This window comes from Dyadobacter sp. BHUBP1 (assembly GCF_050587785.1).
In the GTDB taxonomy this organism is placed as follows: domain Bacteria; phylum Bacteroidota; class Bacteroidia; order Cytophagales; family Spirosomataceae; genus Dyadobacter.
Genome location: NZ_JBOBIH010000001.1, coordinates 787,077 through 808,140, shown reverse-complemented (window position 1 = coordinate 808,140; position 21,064 = coordinate 787,077). Strand labels below are relative to the sequence as shown.

Genomic DNA, 21,064 nt, shown 5'->3' with positions numbered 1-21,064 from the left:
ACATAGCCATGAAACCTTCAATTAAATCCATCGCATTGACAATGGTAATCGCTGCCACCTTCGCATTCAATGCCTTCGCCGAAGATAAAGAAAGCAAAAAAGCAGCAACGTTCGGGACCGGTATTTTCGCTTCCAACAGCGGTAAGATCCACGTTAACGTCGACAAGTACACCGACAGCAGAGCAGTGGTATTGATCACCAACAAAAGCGGACAGATCATGTACCGCGAAACGATAGACCGCGACACCGATAAGTTCAGAAAGACCTTTAATGTGAATGAATTGCCAGCCGGCACTTACAGCATCGAGGTTTCCGCCAACGGTCAGAAAACCGAAAAGAGCTTCGAAGTGTCCGAGATCCGCACCGAACGCCAGGTTTCCATCAAGTAACCAGCCCTATCTGTAAACAAAATGGCCAGCTCCGACACCGGGCTGGCCATTTTGCATTTGTATTTCAATCGCGGGATCAGATCACCACGTTCACGATGCGCTTTGGCACGACGACTACCTTCTTCGCCGGCTTGCCCTCCATCCATTTTTGAACGGTTGCGTCCGCCAAAACTTCCTTCTCGATTTCAGCAGAAGGCGTATCCAGCGGGAAAGTCAGCGAAGCGCGAACTTTTCCATTGATCTGCACGGGATATTCGAATACCGATTCCTTCACATATTTCGCTTCAAATACGGGAAATGCGGCTTTGGAAACACCACCTGCTTCGTTACCCAATGCTGCCCACAATTCTTCTGAGATATGCGGCGCATAAGGCGAAAGCAGAATTACCAGTTGTTCCAAAACTTCCTTGCTCTGGCACTTCTGGCTGCCCAGTTCATTCACACACACCATAAATGCACTCACAGCCGTGTTGAATGAGAAGTTTTCGATATCCTCCCCGATCTTTTTAATCGTTTTATGTAAAATCTTCAACTCCTCAGGCTTCGCTGGAACGTCTTTCACCTGCCACTGGCCGGTTTCGGTGTAAAACAAGCGCCACAGCTTACGGATGAAGCGGTAAGTTCCGTCGATGCCGTTGGTATTCCACGGTTTCGCCTGATCCAATGGTCCCAGGAACATTTCGTACAAACGCAGGGTATCCGCCCCGTAACGCTCCACGATGTCGTCCGGGTTCACGACGTTGAATTTCGACTTCGACATTTTTTCCACTTCCACGCCGCAAATGTATTTGCCGTCTTCGAGGATGAATTCCGCATTTTCGCCCGCGATGTCCGGGCGCGTAACTTTAAATTTCTCCACATCCAGCACGTCGTTTTCGACGATATTCACATCCACATGCAATGCGGAAACCTCATATTGTGATTTCAAACCTGCACTCACGAATACCGGCCTGCTGTAATCTTCACCCTTAACCCGGTACACAAAATTGCTGCGTCCCTGGATCATCCCCTGGTTGATCAGCTTCTTGAACGGCTCTTCTTCCTGCACAAAGCCGCGGTCTTTCATGAATTTGTTCCAGAAACGGCTGTACAGCAAGTGGCCGGTCGCGTGCTCGGTTCCACCGATGTACAAATCCACATCTTTCCAATAGCTGATCGCTTCTTTCGATGCAAATTCGTTTTCGTTTTTCGGGTCCATGTAGCGGTACCAGTACCAGCTGCTGCCCGCCCAACCCGGCATAGTGCTCAGCTCGTAGCCATTGCCCGAGCCGTGTTCCCAGCCTTGCGCGCGGCCCAGCGGCGGCTCACCATTTTCCGTCGGCAGGTATTTGTCCACCTCCGGCAGGTTCAACGGCAGCTCGCTCAGGTCTAGCAAATAGGGTACCGGCTGGCCTTCGCTGTCATTTTTGTAATATACAGGAACCGGCTCGCCCCAGTAACGCTGGCGGCTGAACACGGCATCCCGGAGACGATAGTTGATCTTGCCTTTACCTAATCCTTTTTCTTCCAGCCAGCTGATCAGCTTGTCGGTCGCTTCCTTATAGCTCAACCCATTGATAATACCTGAATTGATGTATTTCCCTTCCTTCGTCGCGTCGGCCTGTATTTCGATGTCCTTTTGTGCATCGAGGATGGGGATAATGGGTAAATTGAAATGCTTCGCGAAGTTCCAGTCGCGCTGATCGCCGGATGGCACGGCCATTACCGCGCCGGTACCGTAGCCTGCCAATACATAGTCGGCAATGTAAACCGGCACTTTCTCTCCATTCAACGGATTGAGCACATACGCACCCGTGAATGCGCCCGAAACAGTTTTCACGTCCGACATCCGGTCGCGCTCCGACTTCTTCTGCGTCATGGCAATGTACGCGTCGATTTCCGCACGCTGCTCCGGTGTCGTGATCACATCCACCAACTCATGCTCCGGCGCGATTACCATGAAGGTAACGCCGTAAATCGTATCGACACGGGTCGTAAATACCTCAATATTAGCATCAACATCGTCCACTGCAAACTTCACCAACGCGCCGACCGACCGTCCGATCCAGTTGCGCTGCTGCTCTTTCAGTGACTCCGTCCAATCCACCGTATCCAACCCGTCGATCAAACGTTGTGCATATGCGGTGATCCGCATCATCCACTGGCGCATCAGTTTCTGGATCACGGGGAAGCCGCCGCGTTCCGAAACACCGTCTTTTACTTCGTCGTTCGACAATACCGATCCCAACCCCGGGCACCAGTTTACAGTGGCATCGGCGACATAGGTCAAGCGGTATTTCAATGTCATCTTATATTGTGCTTCTTCCGACCATGCATTCCACTCCTCGGCAGTAAATGCGGGGGTATCTTCGTCGCAAGGCGCGTTTACTTTGGCATTACCTTCCTGCGCAAACTTCGCGGTCAGTGTTTCGATAGGCTCAGCCTTGTCGGTATCGTTGTTGTACCAGCTATTGAACAGTTCGGAGAAAATCCACTGCGTCCATTTGTAATAGCCCGGATCGGAAGTCCGCACTTCGCGGTTCCAGTCATAGCTCAATCCCAGGTTCTTCAGCTGTTCGATGTAACGGGTAATGTTCTGCTCCGTCGTAATCGCCGGGTGCTGGCCGGTTTGGATCGCATATTGTTCGGCCGGTAAACCGAAGCTATCGAACCCCATCGGGTGCAGCACATTGAAGCCTTTCAGCCTTTTGTAGCGGGAATAGATGTCCGAGGCAATATACCCCAGCGGATGACCCACATGCAAGCCCGCTCCCGAAGGATAGGGAAACATGTCCAACACATAATACTTAGGCAGCTCCGACGTGTTCGACACGCTGAACGTACCGTTTTGCTGCCAGTAGTCCTGCCATTTTTTTTCTATTTCCCGATGACTGTACTCACTCATATCCTGTTAGTTGTTATGCTTTTCCCGGGTTCTCGGTGTGTATACCCGCCCAAAATACTGATTATCAGAAGGTAAAGCTTTTGTTTGTTTTCTATTTTCTCAAATAAACCGCAAAAATAGCGTTTTTTGATCGGATTCAGGTGGTCCGGTATATTATTACGCCATCATCATGCGGACAGGCACGACGGTGGCGCAGGAGGGCCCTCCGGAGCTATGCAATCCGGCACAAGATTTTACCGTTATGCAGCAGTTATTCATCTTACCCCAATTTTCAAATGCTATGAGAAACGTGACGATTGCACTGTTTGCATTATTGATCAGCTACTCCGCCTCCGCTCAGTACGACCCCGGTTTCCGCTTCGGTATCAAGGCAGGTGCCAATTTATCGAACATCAATGGCAGCAATGACCTCACCCTCGCGCCGGGCGGCAATGCATTCAACTTTAAAGACAATTCGAACCGTTCGCTGGGGTTTGCCGGCGGGGTTTTCTTCCGTTTTGGAAAAACGTTCTACATACAACCTGAGTTACTGTTGTCCCAGAAAGGGGGTAAATTCAACGTTTATAAAGACGGCCTGACTAATTCGGAAGGAAAAGTCGATGTACGGTTCAGCAACTTGGATGTTCCGGTGCTCTTCGGTTTCCGTGTCGCGAAATTTTTTCGGGTCAATGTAGGACCGATGGCCTCGCTGCGATTATCCAGCAACGGCAAGCTTGGGGATTCATTCGATGATTTCACCGGCGACAATTCGGATGTGACCTTCAAAAACCGGCTGGCTTATGGTTATCAGGCCGGCGTCGGCTTCGATTTCGGACGCATGAGCCTCGATGTACGTTACGAAGGCAACTTCACGGAGATTGTGAAAGTGAATTTCAACAATGCAACTACCGCTTCCCAGTTTGGCAAAAAGGGTAACCTTTTCCAGGCCACGCTCGGTTTCGCGATTTTTTAAAAGTGGGTAAAATCAGAGCCAAAACCTGAAACGGAATCTGTGTAAACGGTTCCGTTTTTTTTATTGCTCATGAAGGCCGAATGCGGGGCTATTTCTACTTTTGTGTTTCATTCGTTAAATTGCCTGTAAGCGAAATCGCACAAAATCAGGCCCATATATCGGTACAGTGGCTATTAATCAAGATAATGTAAGACTGGTTTTCGGACTCAAACTCAAACAGCTCCGGCTCGACAAAGGAATGTCGCTCAGCGAACTTTCCCAGAAATCGGGGTTGTCGATTTCCTATATCAATGAAATTGAAAAAGGGAAAAAGTATCCGAAATCCGACAAAATCCTTGCATTGGCGAGTGCCATTGAGGTCGATTATGACACGCTGGTTTCATTAAAACTGAGCAAAAGGCTGGAACCGATCTCTGACCTGCTCAGCTCGAATATCCTCACAGAGCTTCCCCTCGAACTGTTCGGCATCGACCCGGCCAACCTCCTCGAAATCCTTTCCGACGCGCCCACCAAGATCAGTGCGTTCGTAGGAACGCTCATCGAAATCGCCCGGAATTACAACATGTCGATCGAGAAATTCTATTTCTCGGCATTACGGACGTACCAGGAAATGCACGACAATTATTTCGAAGATATCGAAGAGGAAGCCGAGCGCTTTCTGGCGGAGCAAAATGTGGAGGCATCACGCCTCCTGGACGAGCAGCAGCTCGAAAGCATTCTGAAAGACCAGTACGGCTATACGATCGAGCCTATTAACGAACGCAACAATCCCGAGTTTGCGACGGTCCGGTCGCTTACGATCCCCAATGCAGCCGGTACGCGTCTTTTGATCAATGCGCATTTATCCTCCGTGCAGCGGGCGTTTATCTATGGGCGGGAAATCGGGTATTTGTATTTAAACCTGAAAAACCGCCTGCATACGACCGCATTAGTCGAAGCGGAGTCGTTTGAGCAATTGCTCAACAACTTCAAGGCATCCTATTTTGCCAGTGCTATTATCATCAAAAGAAGTTTGCTGGTACCGGCCATTGCCGATTTTTTTGCACAAAAAACCTGGCAGCCCGAGAAGCTGATCCAGCTCATCCACGATTTTAATACCACGCCGGAATCGTTTTGTTACCGGCTCAGCAATATCCTGCCGCGGTATTTCGGCATTAACCAGATCTTCTTTTCGCGTTTCAATAACTTCGTCGGACAGAACCTGTTCCATATGACGAAGGAAATGCACATTTCAAGAAAGCATTACCCGCATACCGTTCGCGACGAGCATTACTGCCGCCGCTGGGTGGCGCTCACCATCCTGAACGATCTGGGCGATATTATCCAGGCCAAGCAGCCGCCCCGCATTTTGTGCAAAGCCCAGAAATCGACGTATATCGATACACAGGATCAATATCTCGTAGTGAGTTTCGCCCAACCGATGTCGCCCACTCCCAACCTGAACGTGAGCGTGTCGATGGGCATTTACCTCGACGAGCAAACACGGGAGAAACTGGCATTCCTGGACGACCCTTCCCTGGCGGCCAGGGACGTGAACCAAACCTGCGAGCGCTGTTCGCTGTTCGACTGCCGGGAGCGCATTGCGGCGCCGGTAATCCTGCAAAAACGGCACAAAAACGAGGAATTAAGGAAAGCACTGAAACGGATGATTAACTGATCATTTCCGGTTACTTAGTATATTTAAAACGTAAACCCGGGAAATTTGAACCTTGAATGGGGGTTTCCTGTCAAATAAATGTCTGATAAGTACCCTGTCGGTTGCTATTAAAAAAATCTTAGAAATAGGCAGGCCAAAACTTACAGTTCTCTTCTCAACTATCTTTGTTTATTATTTGAAGAAATTGCTATGCCCGGCACTTATGATTTTGAGGATCTCATTCTAAAACTATCGACTCCTTTTTATATCTGTCTGATCGGTCTTGAGATCTTTTTAACATACAATACACCACACGAGGAACTGGCCAGACGTCCGGCCTATTCTGTGAAAGATACATTGATGAACGCGGTGCTGATGCTGCTCAATGGCGGCATCGATTTGCTGTTCCGCGCGGCTTACGTAAGCGTACTGATCTGGTTTTACAATTTCTCCTTCTTTGAACCGATCGCTAATCCTTACTGGTACTGGCTTGCATTGTTCCTCGCCGAGGACCTGGCGTTCTATACGCTGCATTATGTCGATCATCACTGCCGGCTGTTCTGGGCCGTGCATGTGACGCACCATTCCTCGGAGCATTTCAACCTGACTACGGGCTTCCGGTCATCGGTATTCCAGCCGCTCTACCGGTTCATTTATTTCATTCCGCTTGCATTGGTAGGATTCAACCCGGCTGATATCATCGTGATGTATTCCATTACGCAGATTTACGGCATTATCGTCCACACCGAATACGTAGGTAAGCTGGGCTGGCTGGAATACATTTTCGTAACCCCTTCGCACCACCGCGTCCACCATGCAAGCAACATCCAGTACCTGGATAAAAACATGGGTATGTGCCTGATCATCTGGGACCGCCTTTTTGGCACCTTTCAGGAAGAACTGCCCAGTGAGCCCCCGCGCTACGGACTCACCAAATCCCTCGAACAACAGGGATTAGCCCAAACCGTATTCCACGAATGGAAGGCGATCGGAGAAGATTTCGCACAGCCGATCGACTTTAAAACGAAGTTGAAATATCTCTTCAAAGCACCGGGATGGTCTCCCGACGGCTCGCGCGAGACGAGTAAGGACTTACAGCGAAAACTGGCGAATGCAACTTCGGCCATCGGCTATCAGCCATCGGACGAAGTAACAAGCAAATTTGACAGCCGACAGCCGACAGCCGACAGCCGAAGTACTATTATTTAAACGCCTGCATCCCCGTAATCTCCGCACCAAGGATCAGCAAATGGATATCATGCGTCCCCTCGTACGTAATCACCGATTCCAGGTTCATCATGTGGCGCATAATGGGGTATTCGCCGGTAATGCCCATTGCGCCGAGGACCTGGCGGGCTTCACGGGCGGTATGCAATGCCATTTCTACATTATTTCTTTTCGCCATGGAGATCTGAACGGTGGTAGCTTCGCCTGCGTCCATCAATTTGCCCAGGCGCCACGCGAGTAGTTGTGCCTTCGTTATCTCAGTCAGCATTTCGGCCAGTTTCTTTTGCGTTAGCTGGAAAGCGCCGATCGGTTTATCAAACTGTATACGCTCCGCAGAATACTTGACAGCTGTTTCGTAGCAATCGATCGCCGCACCTACTGCTCCCCAGGCAATGCCATACCTCGCTTTATCGAGGCATTGCAATGGAGCTTTCAGCCCCTCTGCACGCGGAAGGATATGGGTGTCAGGAATAAATACATTGTCGAAGACCAGTTCGCCTGTCGCGCTCGCCCGCAGCGACCATTTGTGATGGATTTCAGGTGTTGAAAAACCCTCCATTCCTCGTTCCACAATCACGCCCTGCACCCGCCCCGCTTCATTCCGGGCCCATACCACGCCTACGTGCGCAAAGGGTGCGTTGGAAATCCACATTTTGGAGCCGTTAAGCACATAACCACCCTCGGCTTTCGTCAAATGCGTCTTCATTCCACCAGGGTTGGAACCGTAGTCGGGCTCGGTGAGACCGAAACATCCCAGCCATTCGCCGGTCGCGAGCTTGGGCAGGTATTTACGTTTTTGCTCTTCCGAACCGAATGCAAAGATCGGCCACATCACGAGCGAGCTCTGCACCGAAACCGTCGACCGCATACCCGAATCGCCTCTTTCGATCTCCTGGCACATTAGCCCGTAACTGGTATAATCCAGCCCGCCCCCGCCATATTCCGCCGGAATCGTCGGTCCGAAAACGCCCAGCTCCCCGAACTTGGGTATCAAATGCAATGGAAACTCGGCCTTTTGCGCACAATCTTCGATAATGGGTTTGATTTCCCTGTCTGAAAAATCGCGCACCGCCTGCTGAATGAGGCGTTGCTCTTCGGTCAGAAGGTCGGAGATGTTGAAGAAGTCTGTTTGAGTCATTGTGGAATCAGGCGTACATCAGTTTGCCCTTAGCTTTGGGGATCTCCCGACCCAGTTCTTTTGCCGTCGAAATCCATTCGTCGATCACTTTTTGGGCGTTCGCTAATGCCTCGCTTTGCGTCGCGCCATCTGCCATACATCCCGGGAGTTCAGGGACTTCAACAATAAAGGATTGATCTTCCTCGCTCCAATACATGATCAATTCATATTTGCTATTCATAGCTGAATAATTTGTATTTAAGTACAATCACCCTCACCTGCTTAATCTGATAGGGTCTTGCCTTGCTACCGAGCGGCTGGATATTTACAATTTCGGAAATATTCTCCTTATAAAAAATTCTGTGACTGCCCCCGCCCATTTTCTCGATGAACCCGAGATTCAATAAAATCATACGTAATTCTTCAAAACTAAAATTGTTATCTGAAGAACCTGACAACAATTTCATCATCAATTTTTCAAATTTGTGCCAATGTGTTGACTGTTGGATTTCCGTATTTTCTTAAACCCCAAACACCTCCTTCACATAAACCAAATCCTCCTTATGTGCTTGAACCCCATCCATGGTCTTCGGAGAGGTTTTTTCGAGGCATTGTTCCAAAACCAAATGCGGCTTTACACCCAGGCCGTCCAGCATTTGTACCAATCTTGGGTAATCTATATCCCCTTCTGTGAAAGTCTCCTGCCAAATGCCGCCTTTTGATTGCCGCAAATGCAGTTCGGCAATGCGCTTTCCATACAATTTCACAATATCGAACAAGGCAACCTGCGAATTGCCCGAACCGCGGTAAACCCAATGCACATCCAGGCACAGCGACACATTTTTAGGGTCCGTGGCGAGCAGCATATGATGGAACTCCCGCGCAGCCGCGCGCAGCTCCACGTCGTGCGTGTGATAGGCGAGGGTCATGCCGCGCTTTTTGAGCTCGGCACCGAGTTTATCGAGGTTTTGAGCCTGCCGGGTAAGTTGTTCGTCGGATTTGTTCTTGTCGCTTCCCCATTGAATAGGGCTGGGATTTGTCACAATGATTTTAGTATCCACCGGTTTGAGTGCGTCGGCAATGGAAAGCACGGATTCAATGGATTTGAGCCCTTCCTCCGCCTCGTGTAACGCAGTATTGACGTAAACGGAGGGCATTGCCAGCCGGTGTTTTTTGAGTACAGGAAGTAGCTTCGACACCTCGCCGGCATTGTTGAACGCTGGCTCGTAGGCCTTCAAACCCGTGGAAGCAAACTCGGCCAGCGAGGCGTCCGGATCCTTGCCCCAATCTTTCCCGTCGCGGGCGTAGAAGGTTATCCAGGAATATTGATTGCAGGATAATGGAAATGGCGCGGCGCTTTGTTCGGCCCGGGCAACTTCCGAAAGTACTGCTACTCCGGCCGAAACAGCCAGGGTGTTCAGGAATTGGCGGCGGTTTTGCGACATGATTTGATCGGTTTGGATGGTGTTTGATGATCGTCATGCATTAAAGTAATGCCGCACGGTTTGCTACCCGGGTGTGCGGCCAGGCGTAGTCGGTTGTGGTCATGTATTGTCACGAATGGTCGGGGATGGTCATGTGTAGTCAGGAGTTGTCAAGGATTGTCACGAATTGTGCGGGGTTGCGTGCTGTGAAAGTATCCGTACCTTTGTGGCATTAAAGGATAAATCCCTTTCCAAAATAATATGCAGCATACGCTCCAATTAACGCTGGCGCCCGAGGTCGCACTGGACGAAGACAATTTCCGTCGCTTTGTAATTCAAAAACTTCGCCTGCGCGAAAGCGACAACCCATTTATCCGCAAGACACGCCAATCGATCGATGCCCGCAGCCGGCAGGTGAAAATCAATGTGCAGGCCGAAGTTTACGTGGGCGAAACGCCGCCCGCATTGGCAGGTACGCGCATTGTATACCCGGATGTGAGCAAGCGCCCGCAGGCGTTGATCGTCGGTTGCGGACCGGCGGGCATGTTTGCCGCATTGCGGTTGATCGAACTGGGGATTAAGCCGGTTTTGTTTGAAAGAGGTAAGGATGTACGCACCAGACGGCGTGATCTGGCGGCTATTAATAAGGGCCACCACGTCAACCCCGAATCCAATTATTGCTTCGGCGAGGGCGGTGCCGGGACCTATTCGGACGGCAAATTGTACACACGTTCCAACAAGCGGGGCGATATTCGCAGGGTACTTGAAATATTCGTCGCACATAGCGCCAGCGAACAAATTCTAATCGATAGCCATCCCCATATTGGCACCAACAAACTGCCGGTAGTAGTTGCGGAAATGCGCGAGAGCATTCTCAAAGCCGGCGGTGAGATCCATTTTGATACCAAGGTCACAGACCTCATAGTTCGCGACGGCCGCATGACCGGCGTGGTCACCAATGACAAAGACGAGCACACCGGAATCGGCGTGATACTCGCAACAGGCCATTCTGCCAGAGATATTTATGAATTGCTGCATACCAAAAACATCCTGATCGAAACCAAGTCCTTCGCGATGGGCGTTCGGATTGAACATCCGCAGAATACGATTGACAAAATACAATACCACTGTGAAATCGATCGCGGCCCATACCTACCGGCCGCTTCTTACAGCCTGGTCACCCAAACCCGCTACAAAGGCGTGCAACGGGGCGTTTTCTCCTTTTGTATGTGCCCGGGCGGCTTTATCGTGCCGGCAGCAACGGCTTCCGGCGAAGTGGTCGTCAACGGCATGTCGCCTTCGAGGCGGGATTCGCCGTACGCCAACTCGGGCATGGTGGTAACCATCGAAGAGGCTGATCTGGCCCCCTACAAAGAATTCGGTCCGATGGCCGGCCTGCAATTGCAACGCGAACTGGAACAAGCCGCCTGCCAACTCGCAGGGGCCACGCAAACAGCACCGGCGCAGCTCGCGGTTGATTTTGTAAAAGGCCGTACTTCTGCCCATTTGCGGGATACATCCTATCAGCCCGGTTTGCAATCCGTCGACCTGTACGATGTGCTTCCGGGCCACATCGCATTCCCATTACGCGATGCATTGTCGGATTTTGGCCGCAAAATGCGGGGTTACCTCTCCAACGACGCCCAGTTGATCGGCGTCGAGAGCCGCACCTCCTCGCCCGTACGCATCCCTCGCGAGCGCGAGACCTGCGAGCATCCTGAAATAAAAGGTTTGTTCCCTTGCGGCGAAGGGGCTGGTTATGCAGGGGGCATTATGTCCGCTGCCATGGATGGAGAAAGATGTGCAGAGCAACTGGCGAAGTTGTATGCCGGAGCGCTGGTTTAGCGCATTTACAATCGGTATAAGTAATTGTTATATTTGTGTATATCGATTGTAAACATTTATCACACACTAGTTATGCCTGAAATTTTCCGGATGTTCGGGATGAAATTTTTCTTTTACAGTCTTGAACATTTACCCATTCACATCCACGTCAGAAATGCCGATGGCACGGCCAAGTTTGAAGTAAATCCGGTAAGATTGGTGGAAAGTCATGGAATCAAACCGAAAGACCTGATGCTCGCCGAGGCGTTGGTTGAACAGCATTCGGAGCTGATCATTAAAAAATGGCACGAATTTCATGGTGAATGATTTTAATACACAAAAAGCAGAAGCAATGAAGATCAACAAAGTTTGGTTTGACGAAACCAATATATACCTGGTGCTCGACAGTGGCCACACTATCGGTAATCCGCTGTCTTGGTTTAAACGGCTGGAAAACGCCACTGCGGAACAGCGGCTTCTATTTGAACTCGGCCCTTTAGGCGACAGCATTCACTGGGAAGAATTGGACGAAGATTTGAGTCTCGAGAGCTTTTTTGACTTCAAAAGAGAGCTCAACTACGCGAAGATTTAGGTTTCCTACATTAACTTAGGCGTAATCTTCTGCCACCTAACGCTTCAACAACTCAGCCAACATGGCCGCACTGGAATCATTTTCCGCTTTTACCGAACAACTCGCACATAAACTGAAATTCCCGCTCCCCGGCGAGACGGCCCACCGGGTAATGCAGGCTTCTTCCCGCCTTCGCCTGACTTTTAAACCTAATCACCGCACACGCCGGAGCGCTGTGCTGATCCTTTTTTATCCTTACCAGGACGAAATCTACTTCCCGTTGATCCTACGCCCCGCTTACGACGGCGTCCACAGCGGCCAGGTGGCATTTCCGGGCGGACGATACGAGTTGAGCGATGAAAACCTGATCCGCACCGCTTTGCGCGAGGCGCAGGAGGAAATCGGGCTGCGGCTGACGGATGTCAAAATATTGGGGGCATTAACGGAGCTCTTCATTCCTGCGAGCAATTTTCACGTGCTGCCGGTGGTAGCTGCCATGCCCTACCGCCCCGATTTCTATCCCGATCCACGAGAGGTGGAAGATATTTTCGAGATCAAACTGGAAGAGATTTCTGATATTAATATTATCGGATCAAGTGATATACAAGTACGTGGGGAACAGGTACATGCGCCGCATTACATGGTACAGGGTTATAAAATATGGGGGGCCACCGCGATGATGATCAGTGAGCTGCTGGCCGTGCTGAATGCACCAGACAACTGAGTTTTATCGCTTATTTTGCTATATTAGCAGTTAATTCAACCTGATCTTCCGGTAAACTTCACCCTGTTTCTTTCTTTTTGAATGAGCCAGTCCCCTATGAAGACCGGGAAACGGATGGCTGATCAACTATTTCTGAATACTTAAAACCTGGTTCCTCCTGCATTTATGGACGAAAACGGAGCTGCGCCCGACGCAGAAGATAGCGGATTACATGATAAACTGCCCATTTCGGGCTTATATGAAAACTGGTTTCTTGATTATGCCTCTTATGTAATTCTGGAACGTGCCGTTCCGGCGATCGAAGACGGTCTGAAACCCGTTCAGCGGCGCATTATGCATGCGCTCAACGAAATGGACGACGGCCGCTTCAACAAGGTGGCCAACGTGGTCGGCTCTTCCATGCAGTACCACCCGCATGGCGACGCGTCCATCTATGACGCGATCGTCAACATCGGCCAAAAAGAGCTGCTATTCGATACACAGGGTAACTGGGGCGATATCCGTACAGGCGACGGCGCCGCAGCGGCACGTTACATCGAGGTGCGGCTTTCTCGGTTTGGGAAAGATGTCGTTTTCAACGACGACACCACCGAATGGCAGCTATCCTACGATGGCCGCAAGCGCGAACCGATCACATTGCCTGTCAAATTCCCATTGCTGCTCACGCTGGGTGTGGAGGGGATTGCAGTAGGTTTGTCGACCAAAATACTTCCGCACAACTTCTGCGAGCTCATTGAGGCGTCGATCGGCATCCTGCAAGGTAAGGAAGTCACGATTTACCCGGATTTTCTCACGGGCGGCCTGGTGGACGTCTCCAACTACAACGACGGCCAGCGGGGCGGCAAAGTACGGGTACGTGCCAAAATCGAGGAAGAGGATAAAAAGATGCTCGTCATCCGCGACATTCCTTTTGGCACCACCACTACTTCGCTCATCGAGTCGATTATCAAGGCCAACGATGCGGGTAAGATCAAGATCAAAAAGGTCGTAGATAATACCGCCGCGGATGTGGAAATTCAGGTGCATCTGGCTCCCGGCGTTTCACCCGACATTACCATGGACGCTTTGTACGCGTTCACGGAATGCGAGGTGTCCATTTCGCCGAACGCGTGTATCATCATTGCTGAAAAACCGCATTTTGTCGGCGTAACCGACATTTTAAAATACAATACCCAGCAAACCGTCCACCTATTACAACGGGAGCTGGAAATCAAGCGGCTGGCTTTACTGGAAAAGATCCTGTACGGCTCGCTCGAAAAGATATTCATCGAAAACCGCATTTACCGCGACATCGAGGAATGCGAGACTTTCGAGGCCGTGATCCGCACGATCGACAAAGGCCTGGAACCTTATAAACCGCAATTTTACCGTGAAATCACCGACGACGACATTGTCGAACTGACCGAAATCCGCATTAAACGTATCTCGAAATACGACAGTTTCAAAGCCGACGAACTAATGCGCAAATGGGAAGAAGACCTCGCGGAAACCGAGGATAACCTGGCGCACATCACACGTTTCGCAATCGAGTATTTCAGGGAACTGTTGAAAAAATATGGCAAAGGAAGAGGAAGAAGGACCGAAATCCGCGCATTCAACCAGATCGCCGCAAATATCGTGGCTGCCAATAACCAGAAGCTCTATGTTAACCGGGCGGAGGGTTTCATTGGTTATGGTTTGAAAAAAGATGAATACGTGATGGACTGCTCGGATATCGACGACATTATCGTATTTCGTGCCGACGGCCGCTGCGTGGTGACTAAGGTGCAGGATAAGGTGTTTGTTGGCAAAGACATTATCCACTGCGCCGTTTTCGTTAAAAACGATGAGCGGAAGGTCTACAACCTGGTATATGTCGATGGCAAAACCGGCGTTTCCTACGCGAAGCGCTTCCAGGTGACGGCGGTCACGCGCGACCGCGAGTACGACCTTACGCAAGGCACCCCCAAATCGAAGATTACTTATTTCACGGCGAACGACAATGGCGAGGCCGAGATCATTACGGTGAACCTTCAAGCCCAGAGCAAGGCCAAAGTCAAGCAGTTTGACTACAACTTTGCCGAACTCCTGATCAAAAACCGGAGCGCAATGGGTAATATCCTCACGAAATATCCGGTCCGGAAAATTACGTTGAAATCCGCCGGACGCTCTACGCTCGGTGGTGTGGATATGTGGTTCGACCCGATTATCGGCCGCCTCAACCGCGACGAGCGCGGCGAGTACCTGGGGAACTTCGGCCCGAGCGACAATATCGTGGTCATTTACAAAGACGGTAGCTACGAGCTCACCAACTTCGACCTGACCAATCATTACGAGCCTCACGAAGTATTGCTGGTCAAAAAATTCGATACCAAGCTCCCTATTACCGCCATTTATTTTGATGGCGGCCAGAAGCAGCATTTTATCAAAAGGTTCAACATCGAGACGTCTTCGCTCGACAAGAAATTCCTTTTCATCAGTGACGCTAAAAACAGCAAGCTGATCCTCGCCAGCACGGATATCCGCCCGAGGCTGGAAATCGTTTATCCTAAAACGGCACAGAAAGAACAGACTACCGAGGAATACCTGGTTGAAGATATGGTCGATATCCGCGGGTGGCGCGCACAGGGCAACCGCATCCCGAACGACAAGTTCAAGGACATCCGCTGGCTCGAACCGCTCCCAGTGCCTGTGGAAGAACCTGTCGGGGAAGTTACCGACGAACCCGTGACCGGCGAAGCAGGTGAAGAAGTCGACGGAACTACTGCCGGATCGGAGGCCGACGACGACCGGGAGAATGCTTTAATCGAAAATTCTGTTAATCGGGAAGATGACGGAGATAGCGGGGAAGATGACGGCAGTGCTGGGGAAGCGGATAGCAGCGACCAGCTAAAAAACGAGTCAAAACCGAAAAAAGAAAGCAAAAAAGGCTCGGATCCCAGGAGTCAGCTAGGGTTATTTGAATAGGCCCGGCAACAAAAACGCCCGTCTATCGCGTATATCAGCTTTAAACGCCGATATACGCGATCCGGCAGAATTTCCAGGAACTGAAAATTCAACAGGCAACGTGTGCACAGGTGAAAAAATTGATCAAAATCATATTAGCCTTATTATTTGCCTGCATGGTTTTCATCTTGCTTTGTAATTTCTGGGTGGTTTACTGTACACGCCAGTATTCCTATTTTTCGATCGAAAGCCTGCCGCCTAACGACGTGGCACTGGTGCTTGGTACCAGTAAGAAGTCGGAAAGAGGCACCGAAAACCTGTTTTTCAAATACCGGATGGAGGCCACTGCACGGCTCTTCAAAGAGGGGAAGATCAAATACATCATCCTCAGCGGCAACAACGATTCGCAGTATTACAATGAACCGCTGGATATGCAGCGGGCGCTGCTAAACCTCGGCGTCCCCGAGAATGTGATGACGCTTGATTACGCAGGCTTCCGCACATTCGATTCGGTCGTTCGTTGCAAGAAGGTTTTCAATCAGGACAATTTCACGATCATTTCGCAGAACTTTCACAACGCCAGGGCATTATATATCGCTCATAACGAGGGACTTAATGCCATCTCATTCGCCGCACAGGACGTCCCCAATGGCTATTCGTTCCGGACCCTCGTGCGCGAGTATCTTGCCCGCCCGAAGGCCGTGCTCGACGTCCATATCCTGCGCCCGGCAGCGGACGTGACTTCCAATATTCAAATTGGTAAAAATGAGCATGACGAATGAAGCTGCGACGGAACATTACCGCCCTGCTTCTGCTTGTTAGCCTTATTGGTACAAAAGGCTTTTCGCAAACCAGTTATATCATCAAAGGCCGCATTACCGACGCCACCACGGGCGATCCCATTCCTTTTGCCAACATCGGCATCCGTGGGCAGCTCGGCGGCACCACTACCAATTTCGATGGTATTTATGAGCTCAGATTCAACCCGCCGGCCGACTCGGTCACTGTAACGTACGTCGGCTACACGAGCCGGAGCAAGGTCATAGTCCCCAATCGGAGCGAACAGGTCATCGACGTCCAGCTTTCGCCCGGCACTACCCAGCTCCGTGAGGTGAAAATACTAGCGGGTGAAAACCCTGCCTATGCGATAATACGCAAGATTGTGGCCCACAAGAAAGCTAACAATGCCGACGAGCTCTCAGCTTATGAATATGAGGCGTATAACAAAATCCAGATCGACATTGACAATCTTTCGAACGGGTTCAGGGATCGGAAAGCGGTCAGGAAAATGACCCACGTCCTCGAAAAGTTCGATGAAGTAAAAGGCGAAAATGGCGAAACGATCATCCCGATCTTCATTTCCGAGTCGGTTTCAGATGTTTTCTACCGGCGTGATCCCCAGAAAAAGAAGGAGGTCATCAACAAAACAAAAATGTCCGGTGTGGGCCTTACCGACGGCAGTGTGGTTTCGCAGTTGATCGGCTCTACCTTCCAGCAATATAATTTTTACAACAACTGGCTGAATATCCTCCAAAAGGACTTCGTATCGCCCATTTCCGATAGCTGGAAACTCTACTACGAGTACTATCTGGCCGATAGTGTGTACAATGGTACCAGTTACGATTACCACATCGATTTCGAGCCAAGGCAGAAGCAGGATCTCGCATTCGCGGGAACAATGTGGGTCGACGGACAGACATTTGCATTGACACAAATTGATGTGAGCGTGGACAAGCAGGCGAACCTCAATTACATCGACCGCATTAAAATCCAGCAGTCGTATGAGTTGTCAGACGATGAAAAGACCTGGCTCCCACACAAGACGCGCGTATTGATCGACGTCGATGAACCTACCCCTCAGGCTGCGGGAATGCTTCTGAAATTCTATTCAGCCCAGTCCAAATACCAACTCAATGCACCGCGCGAACCCCGCTTTTACGACACCGCCATTGAGCTGGCAGAAGACTACCGCGACCATGACTCCACTTTCTGGGCCCAAAGCCGCCCCGAAGATCTCAGCCCTACAGAAAAACTGACTTTCGAACTAATCGACTCGCTGAAAGCCCTACCGGTAGTGAAAACCTATACCGAGTTGCTCAATATCTTTGTAAACGGCTACAAAAGGATCGATAAATGGAACATCGACCTGGGGCCCTACCTGTTTTTGTATGCCAATAATAAAGTAGAAGGGCACCGGTTCCGCCTCGGCTTCCGGACTGATCCGGGTTTCAGCAAAAAATGGATTTTCAGCGGTTATGGCGCATATGGCACCCGAGACCAGGAGTTCAAGTATGGCGGCGGGCTCGACTATATCATCAGCCGGAAACCCTGGACAATGGCCGGCATCTCCTATTCCAAAGACCTTGAAAGACTGGGGCTTTCTCCCGAGGCCATCGGCCCCAGCACTATTTTCGGCGCATTGTCGCGGTTCGGGGCATTCCGGCGACCTTATTGGCAACAGGACATTTCGGCTTATTTCAAACGAGAAGTTGTGAAAGGCCTTACCGGCAGTGTGCAGGTCCGGCACCGTACCTTCGATCCGCTGTTTGACTTCACTTACCGCACCAACCCCGCGGCGGGTGAGAATTCTCCTGTAAAGCGTGCATTCGACATTACGGAAGTCAATTTCGAGGCGCGGCTGGCACAAAAAGAGACATTCCTGTTGAACGACAACGAACGTATCAGCATGGGTAATGGCAACTCACCGGCATTCACGCTGCGCTATACGCATGGTTTCAAGCACTTGCTAGGCGGTGATTTCAACTACAACAAGTTTTCTTTCAACATCCGGCAGAGTTTTCGCGCGGGCGTGATCGGGCGCACCTATTATCATGTTACGCTCGGCTATATTCCTTCCACCCTGCCCTACCCGCTACTCTACACGCCGCTAGGCAACGAATCATTCTTTTATGTGGAGAATGCATTTAACCTGATGCGTTATTTCGAGTTTATCAGCGACCGTTATTTCGCATTGCGTATGGAGCACAATTTTGAAGGATTTATACTAAACCGCATTCCCGCGATCCGGCGGCTGAAACTGCGGATGCTGGCTACGGGAAGATTGTTCTATGGCAATATCAGCGAAGCCAACGAGAAGCTTACCACTACTACCAATGAATCGGGCAAACAGGTTCTTGCATTCAACAGTCTGAATTCAAAACCTTATATCGAACTTGGCTACGGAATTGATAATATCTTCCGCACGGGCCGCGTCGATTTTATTCACCGGCTCACCTATTTGGACAGCCCGAACGTGACACCTTTTGCGGTGAAGATTTCCTTCTGGTTTAAATTGTAGGGATTACTAAATGCTTTTGAGGTCTTTGGAAGCGTAGGTCAAATGCACTTCCTGCCCGATTTCAAGATCGGGTTTGTTCCGGTAAAAGGATAGCTGCTCCTTTCCCTTCACACAACGGATTTCCCAATGGTTGCCATGAAAACGCATGGCTTCTACCTTGCCTATCCAACGGCTTTTCTCCGGGTTACGCGTCGGCTTGATCTTTTCAGGCCGGATATAGAACTGCTTTTTGTGCTTGTCCCCGGCGATCCAGTTGATATCACCCGTCAGCTCAGCTACATAGCTGTTTGCGGGATTGTTGTAGACTTCCTGCGGCGTCCCAATCTGGATAATCCGTCCGTCGCGCAGCACCGCAATCCTGTCCGACCAGGCCAATGCATCAGCCGCTTCGTGCGTGACGAATATGCAGCTCATTTTCTGTTGCTTGCGTAGGCGTTCGATCGCGTCTGCGAGCACGCGACGGTTATGGTTATCCAAATGCGCGAAAGGTTCGTCGAGCAAAAGTACGTCCGGGAGTTCCGCAATCGCTTTGGCAATAGCCGTACGTTGTTTTTCGCCACCGGAAAGCAATTTGGCCTTGCGGTCTTTGACATTTTTCAATGCGGTCGTTTCCAAAAGCTCGGCCACTTTTTCGAGCCGGTAATCGGGCTCGTAAAAGCGCAACGAATAAGCGATATTCTCCTCGACCGTCTGGTTAGGAAACAACTCGAACTCCTGGTGAATGAGCCGTATCGCCTCGTGGCCGGGCATGAGCTCGCTCGCCACGGGTTTCAGTAATTGTCCTTTGAAAAAAACATCACCTTGCTCCGCATCCAGGAAGCGCCCCAGAATGCGCAGCAAGGTGCTTTTCCCCGACCCGCTTTCGCCCAGAATACCCAGCCATTCGCCCGGCGCAAGGTCAATATCAACGCCGGTAAGGACCGTGTCGGTGCCAAATGTCTTGGTGATCTGCTGCGCACGCAGAGTCGGTCGGGACTGTTTCATGCTCAGGCCCAGGTAATTTTTTCTTCGATGGTGCTATTACGGCGTACCGGCGTTTCGGGTGCGTTGTGGTAGCCGAGGTAATAGAGGCCGAGGCATTTCTGTCCTTCGGGCAGGCCCAGGTACTCGCCCAACTCTTTCAATACCGCGGGGCTGCTCCAATACGAGCCGATACCGTAAGCCGTGGCTGTAAGCCACATATTTTGTACTGCGCAAGCCACCGCTGCGGTTTCTTCCCATTCGGGCAGGTCGTTCGGGTGGAGCTGCGCATTGATCGCGATCACGCAGGCCGATTTCAGGATCTTTTCGCCAGCAGCCTCGTAACGCGCCTGCGAGAAAGATTCCGCGGGCGTATTGTTGCGGTAACGTTCCATGAAAAAGCTGGCCAGATGCTGCAATTTTTCCTGTCCTCTGAACACGATGAAACGCCACGGCTCGGTACGCTTGTGGGTGGGCGCATAGTTGGCGTTTTCAAGAATATTCTCAATGATCTCCTGCGGAATCTCTTTCTGGATGTAGTTCGGTGGGAAAATAGCCCGGCGTGTGCGGATGATATGGTTAATGGTTTCTACTGTCTGTTCCATTACTGATTGTTTTACTACTCGGATTTGGTCAAGCAGCAAAACTAACGATTATACCCAAAATTTACCCAGAACTCGTGCTACTTTGCCGTTAAACCATTATTTTCAGCCTCCTCTTTGGCAAAACCCGTAATTTGGCCGGCCAAAATCAACACCAATCAAACCTGAAATCGCATGCTTGTTACTACTACCCCGAATATCGAAGGTAAAAGAATCACTAAGTATATCGGACTGGTGAATGGTGAAGCCATTATCGGGGCCAACTTCTTCAAAGACTTTCTTGCAGGTGTACGCGACGTTGTAGGCGGGCGCTCGGGCTCGTACGAGCAAGGGTTGCGCGAGGCCAAAAGCATTGCCATCCGTGAAATGATGGAGCAGGCCCAGCGACTGGGTGCCAATGCGGTGATCGGCGTAGATATTGACCTCGAAACGATTGGAAACAGCAGCTCGATGCTCATGGTGAGCGCCAACGGCACTGCGGTGTGCTATGAGTAATGGCTGAGGCCGCTTGCTATGCACCGGGCCATAGCA

18 protein-coding genes are annotated in these 21,064 nt (G+C 50.7%); 12 read left to right on the top strand and 6 right to left on the bottom strand.

What is annotated here, in order from left to right:
- Window positions 1-8: 8 nt before the first annotated feature.
- Window positions 9-389 carry a carboxypeptidase-like regulatory domain-containing protein gene (locus ACQ4MZ_RS03435; protein WP_430842968.1) on the top strand — a complete coding sequence of 127 codons (381 nt, stop codon included), beginning with the start codon at window positions 9-11 and terminating at the stop codon, window positions 387-389.
- Between the two features lie 76 nt (window positions 390-465).
- Here ACQ4MZ_RS03435 and leuS read toward each other — a convergent pair whose 3' ends face one another.
- A complete protein-coding gene (gene leuS / locus ACQ4MZ_RS03430) occupies window positions 466-3,273 on the bottom strand; it encodes a leucine--tRNA ligase (protein WP_430842966.1) in 2,808 nt (935 codons plus the stop codon).
- A gap of 280 nt (window positions 3,274-3,553) precedes the next feature.
- Here leuS and ACQ4MZ_RS03425 point away from each other — a divergent pair, with 280 nt between their 5' ends.
- From ACQ4MZ_RS03425 to ACQ4MZ_RS03415, 3 genes are all read left to right on the top strand, one after another.
- Window positions 3,554-4,225, top strand: a complete 672-nt coding sequence (locus ACQ4MZ_RS03425) for a porin family protein (protein WP_430842964.1) — start codon at window positions 3,554-3,556, stop codon at window positions 4,223-4,225.
- A gap of 166 nt (window positions 4,226-4,391) precedes the next feature.
- The gene (locus ACQ4MZ_RS03420; RefSeq protein ID WP_430842962.1) at window positions 4,392-5,882 is read left to right on the top strand and encodes a helix-turn-helix domain-containing protein; all 1,491 of its coding nucleotides are present in this window, start codon (window positions 4,392-4,394) and stop codon (window positions 5,880-5,882) included.
- A gap of 189 nt (window positions 5,883-6,071) precedes the next feature.
- A complete protein-coding gene (locus tag ACQ4MZ_RS03415) occupies window positions 6,072-7,070 on the top strand; it encodes a sterol desaturase family protein (RefSeq protein ID WP_430842960.1) in 999 nt (332 codons plus the stop codon).
- On the opposite strand, the gene ACQ4MZ_RS03410 is transcribed toward ACQ4MZ_RS03415, so the two are convergent.
- The 3 genes from ACQ4MZ_RS03410 to ACQ4MZ_RS03400 form a co-directional block, all read right to left on the bottom strand.
- Window positions 7,063-8,226: an acyl-CoA dehydrogenase family protein gene (locus tag ACQ4MZ_RS03410; RefSeq protein WP_430842958.1), complete on the bottom strand. Its 1,164-nt coding sequence runs from the start codon at window positions 8,224-8,226 to the stop codon at window positions 7,063-7,065. The two genes, ACQ4MZ_RS03415 and ACQ4MZ_RS03410, sit on opposite strands and share 8 nt — an antisense overlap.
- 7 nt (window positions 8,227-8,233) lie before the next feature.
- On the bottom strand, window positions 8,234-8,446 hold the full coding sequence (locus ACQ4MZ_RS03405) for a type II toxin-antitoxin system HicB family antitoxin (protein ID WP_430842956.1): 213 nt from the start codon (window positions 8,444-8,446) through the stop codon (window positions 8,234-8,236).
- A gap of 280 nt (window positions 8,447-8,726) precedes the next feature.
- Window positions 8,727-9,650: a sugar phosphate isomerase/epimerase family protein gene (locus tag ACQ4MZ_RS03400; protein ID WP_430842954.1), complete on the bottom strand. Its 924-nt coding sequence runs from the start codon at window positions 9,648-9,650 to the stop codon at window positions 8,727-8,729.
- 240 nt (window positions 9,651-9,890) lie between these two features.
- On the opposite strand from ACQ4MZ_RS03400, the gene ACQ4MZ_RS03395 reads away from it, so the two are divergent.
- The 7 genes from ACQ4MZ_RS03395 to ACQ4MZ_RS03365 all read left to right on the top strand — a co-directional run bounded on the left by ACQ4MZ_RS03395 (window position 9,891) and on the right by ACQ4MZ_RS03365 (window position 18,971).
- Window positions 9,891-11,474, top strand: a complete 1,584-nt coding sequence (locus ACQ4MZ_RS03395) for an NAD(P)/FAD-dependent oxidoreductase (RefSeq protein ID WP_430842952.1) — start codon at window positions 9,891-9,893, stop codon at window positions 11,472-11,474.
- Window positions 11,475-11,546: 72 nt separating this feature from the next.
- Window positions 11,547-11,780, top strand: coding sequence for a DUF4160 domain-containing protein (locus ACQ4MZ_RS03390; protein ID WP_430842951.1), 234 nt, complete (start codon window positions 11,547-11,549; stop codon window positions 11,778-11,780).
- Entirely contained in the window at window positions 11,770-12,045 is a 276-nt protein-coding gene (locus ACQ4MZ_RS03385) for a DUF2442 domain-containing protein (RefSeq protein WP_430842949.1), read from the top strand. Before ACQ4MZ_RS03390 ends, ACQ4MZ_RS03385 begins: the two co-directional genes overlap by 11 nt.
- A 61-nt stretch (window positions 12,046-12,106) precedes the next feature.
- A complete protein-coding gene (locus ACQ4MZ_RS03380; RefSeq protein ID WP_430842947.1) occupies window positions 12,107-12,748 on the top strand; it encodes an NUDIX hydrolase in 642 nt (213 codons plus the stop codon).
- A 165-nt stretch (window positions 12,749-12,913) separates the two neighbouring features.
- Window positions 12,914-15,694, top strand: coding sequence for a DNA gyrase/topoisomerase IV subunit A (locus tag ACQ4MZ_RS03375; protein ID WP_430842945.1), 2,781 nt, complete (start codon window positions 12,914-12,916; stop codon window positions 15,692-15,694).
- A gap of 155 nt (window positions 15,695-15,849) precedes the next feature.
- Window positions 15,850-16,455: a SanA/YdcF family protein gene (locus ACQ4MZ_RS03370; protein ID WP_430842943.1), complete on the top strand. Its 606-nt coding sequence runs from the start codon at window positions 15,850-15,852 to the stop codon at window positions 16,453-16,455.
- Entirely contained in the window at window positions 16,452-18,971 is a 2,520-nt protein-coding gene (locus ACQ4MZ_RS03365) for a DUF5686 family protein (RefSeq protein ID WP_430842941.1), read from the top strand. Before ACQ4MZ_RS03370 ends, ACQ4MZ_RS03365 begins: the two co-directional genes overlap by 4 nt.
- A gap of 6 nt (window positions 18,972-18,977) precedes the next feature.
- Here ACQ4MZ_RS03365 and ACQ4MZ_RS03360 read toward each other — a convergent pair whose 3' ends face one another.
- Together ACQ4MZ_RS03360 and ACQ4MZ_RS03355 are read right to left on the bottom strand one after the other, a co-directional pair.
- Window positions 18,978-19,955 (bottom strand): ABC transporter ATP-binding protein, encoded by a 978-nt coding sequence (locus ACQ4MZ_RS03360; protein ID WP_430842939.1) that lies wholly within the window; start codon window positions 19,953-19,955, stop codon window positions 18,978-18,980.
- Window positions 19,956-19,957: 2 nt separating this feature from the next.
- Window positions 19,958-20,536 (bottom strand): nitroreductase family protein, encoded by a 579-nt coding sequence (locus ACQ4MZ_RS03355; RefSeq protein ID WP_430842937.1) that lies wholly within the window; start codon window positions 20,534-20,536, stop codon window positions 19,958-19,960.
- A gap of 171 nt (window positions 20,537-20,707) precedes the next feature.
- Here ACQ4MZ_RS03355 and ACQ4MZ_RS03350 point away from each other — a divergent pair, with 171 nt between their 5' ends.
- Window positions 20,708-21,028, top strand: coding sequence for a heavy metal-binding domain-containing protein (locus ACQ4MZ_RS03350; protein ID WP_430842935.1), 321 nt, complete (start codon window positions 20,708-20,710; stop codon window positions 21,026-21,028).
- Window positions 21,029-21,064: the final 36 nt, after the last annotated feature.

Excerpts from the sequence above, each read along its gene's own strand:
- ACQ4MZ_RS03360 (WP_430842939.1), bottom strand. The coding sequence starts at position 19,955 with ATGAAACAGTCCCGACCGACTCTGCGTGCGCAGCAGATCACCAAGACA.
- ACQ4MZ_RS03435 (WP_430842968.1), top strand. The coding sequence starts at position 9 with ATGAAACCTTCAATTAAATCCATCGCATTGACAATGGTAATCGCTGCC.
- ACQ4MZ_RS03405 (WP_430842956.1), bottom strand. The coding sequence starts at position 8,446 with ATGAATAGCAAATATGAATTGATCATGTATTGGAGCGAGGAAGATCAA.
- ACQ4MZ_RS03410 (WP_430842958.1), bottom strand. The coding sequence starts at position 8,226 with ATGACTCAAACAGACTTCTTCAACATCTCCGACCTTCTGACCGAAGAG.
- ACQ4MZ_RS03355 (WP_430842937.1), bottom strand. The coding sequence starts at position 20,536 with ATGGAACAGACAGTAGAAACCATTAACCATATCATCCGCACACGCCGG.
- ACQ4MZ_RS03350 (WP_430842935.1), top strand. The coding sequence starts at position 20,708 with ATGCTTGTTACTACTACCCCGAATATCGAAGGTAAAAGAATCACTAAG.
- ACQ4MZ_RS03415 (WP_430842960.1), top strand. The coding sequence starts at position 6,072 with ATGCCCGGCACTTATGATTTTGAGGATCTCATTCTAAAACTATCGACT.
- ACQ4MZ_RS03400 (WP_430842954.1), bottom strand. The coding sequence starts at position 9,650 with ATGTCGCAAAACCGCCGCCAATTCCTGAACACCCTGGCTGTTTCGGCC.
- ACQ4MZ_RS03370 (WP_430842943.1), top strand. The coding sequence starts at position 15,850 with ATGGTTTTCATCTTGCTTTGTAATTTCTGGGTGGTTTACTGTACACGC.
- ACQ4MZ_RS03385 (WP_430842949.1), top strand. The coding sequence starts at position 11,770 with ATGGTGAATGATTTTAATACACAAAAAGCAGAAGCAATGAAGATCAAC.
- ACQ4MZ_RS03395 (WP_430842952.1), top strand. The coding sequence starts at position 9,891 with ATGCAGCATACGCTCCAATTAACGCTGGCGCCCGAGGTCGCACTGGAC.
- ACQ4MZ_RS03425 (WP_430842964.1), top strand. The coding sequence starts at position 3,554 with ATGAGAAACGTGACGATTGCACTGTTTGCATTATTGATCAGCTACTCC.
- ACQ4MZ_RS03365 (WP_430842941.1), top strand. The coding sequence starts at position 16,452 with ATGAAGCTGCGACGGAACATTACCGCCCTGCTTCTGCTTGTTAGCCTT.
- leuS (WP_430842966.1), bottom strand. The coding sequence starts at position 3,273 with ATGAGTGAGTACAGTCATCGGGAAATAGAAAAAAAATGGCAGGACTAC.
- ACQ4MZ_RS03390 (WP_430842951.1), top strand. The coding sequence starts at position 11,547 with ATGCCTGAAATTTTCCGGATGTTCGGGATGAAATTTTTCTTTTACAGT.
- ACQ4MZ_RS03380 (WP_430842947.1), top strand. The coding sequence starts at position 12,107 with ATGGCCGCACTGGAATCATTTTCCGCTTTTACCGAACAACTCGCACAT.
- ACQ4MZ_RS03375 (WP_430842945.1), top strand. The coding sequence starts at position 12,914 with ATGGACGAAAACGGAGCTGCGCCCGACGCAGAAGATAGCGGATTACAT.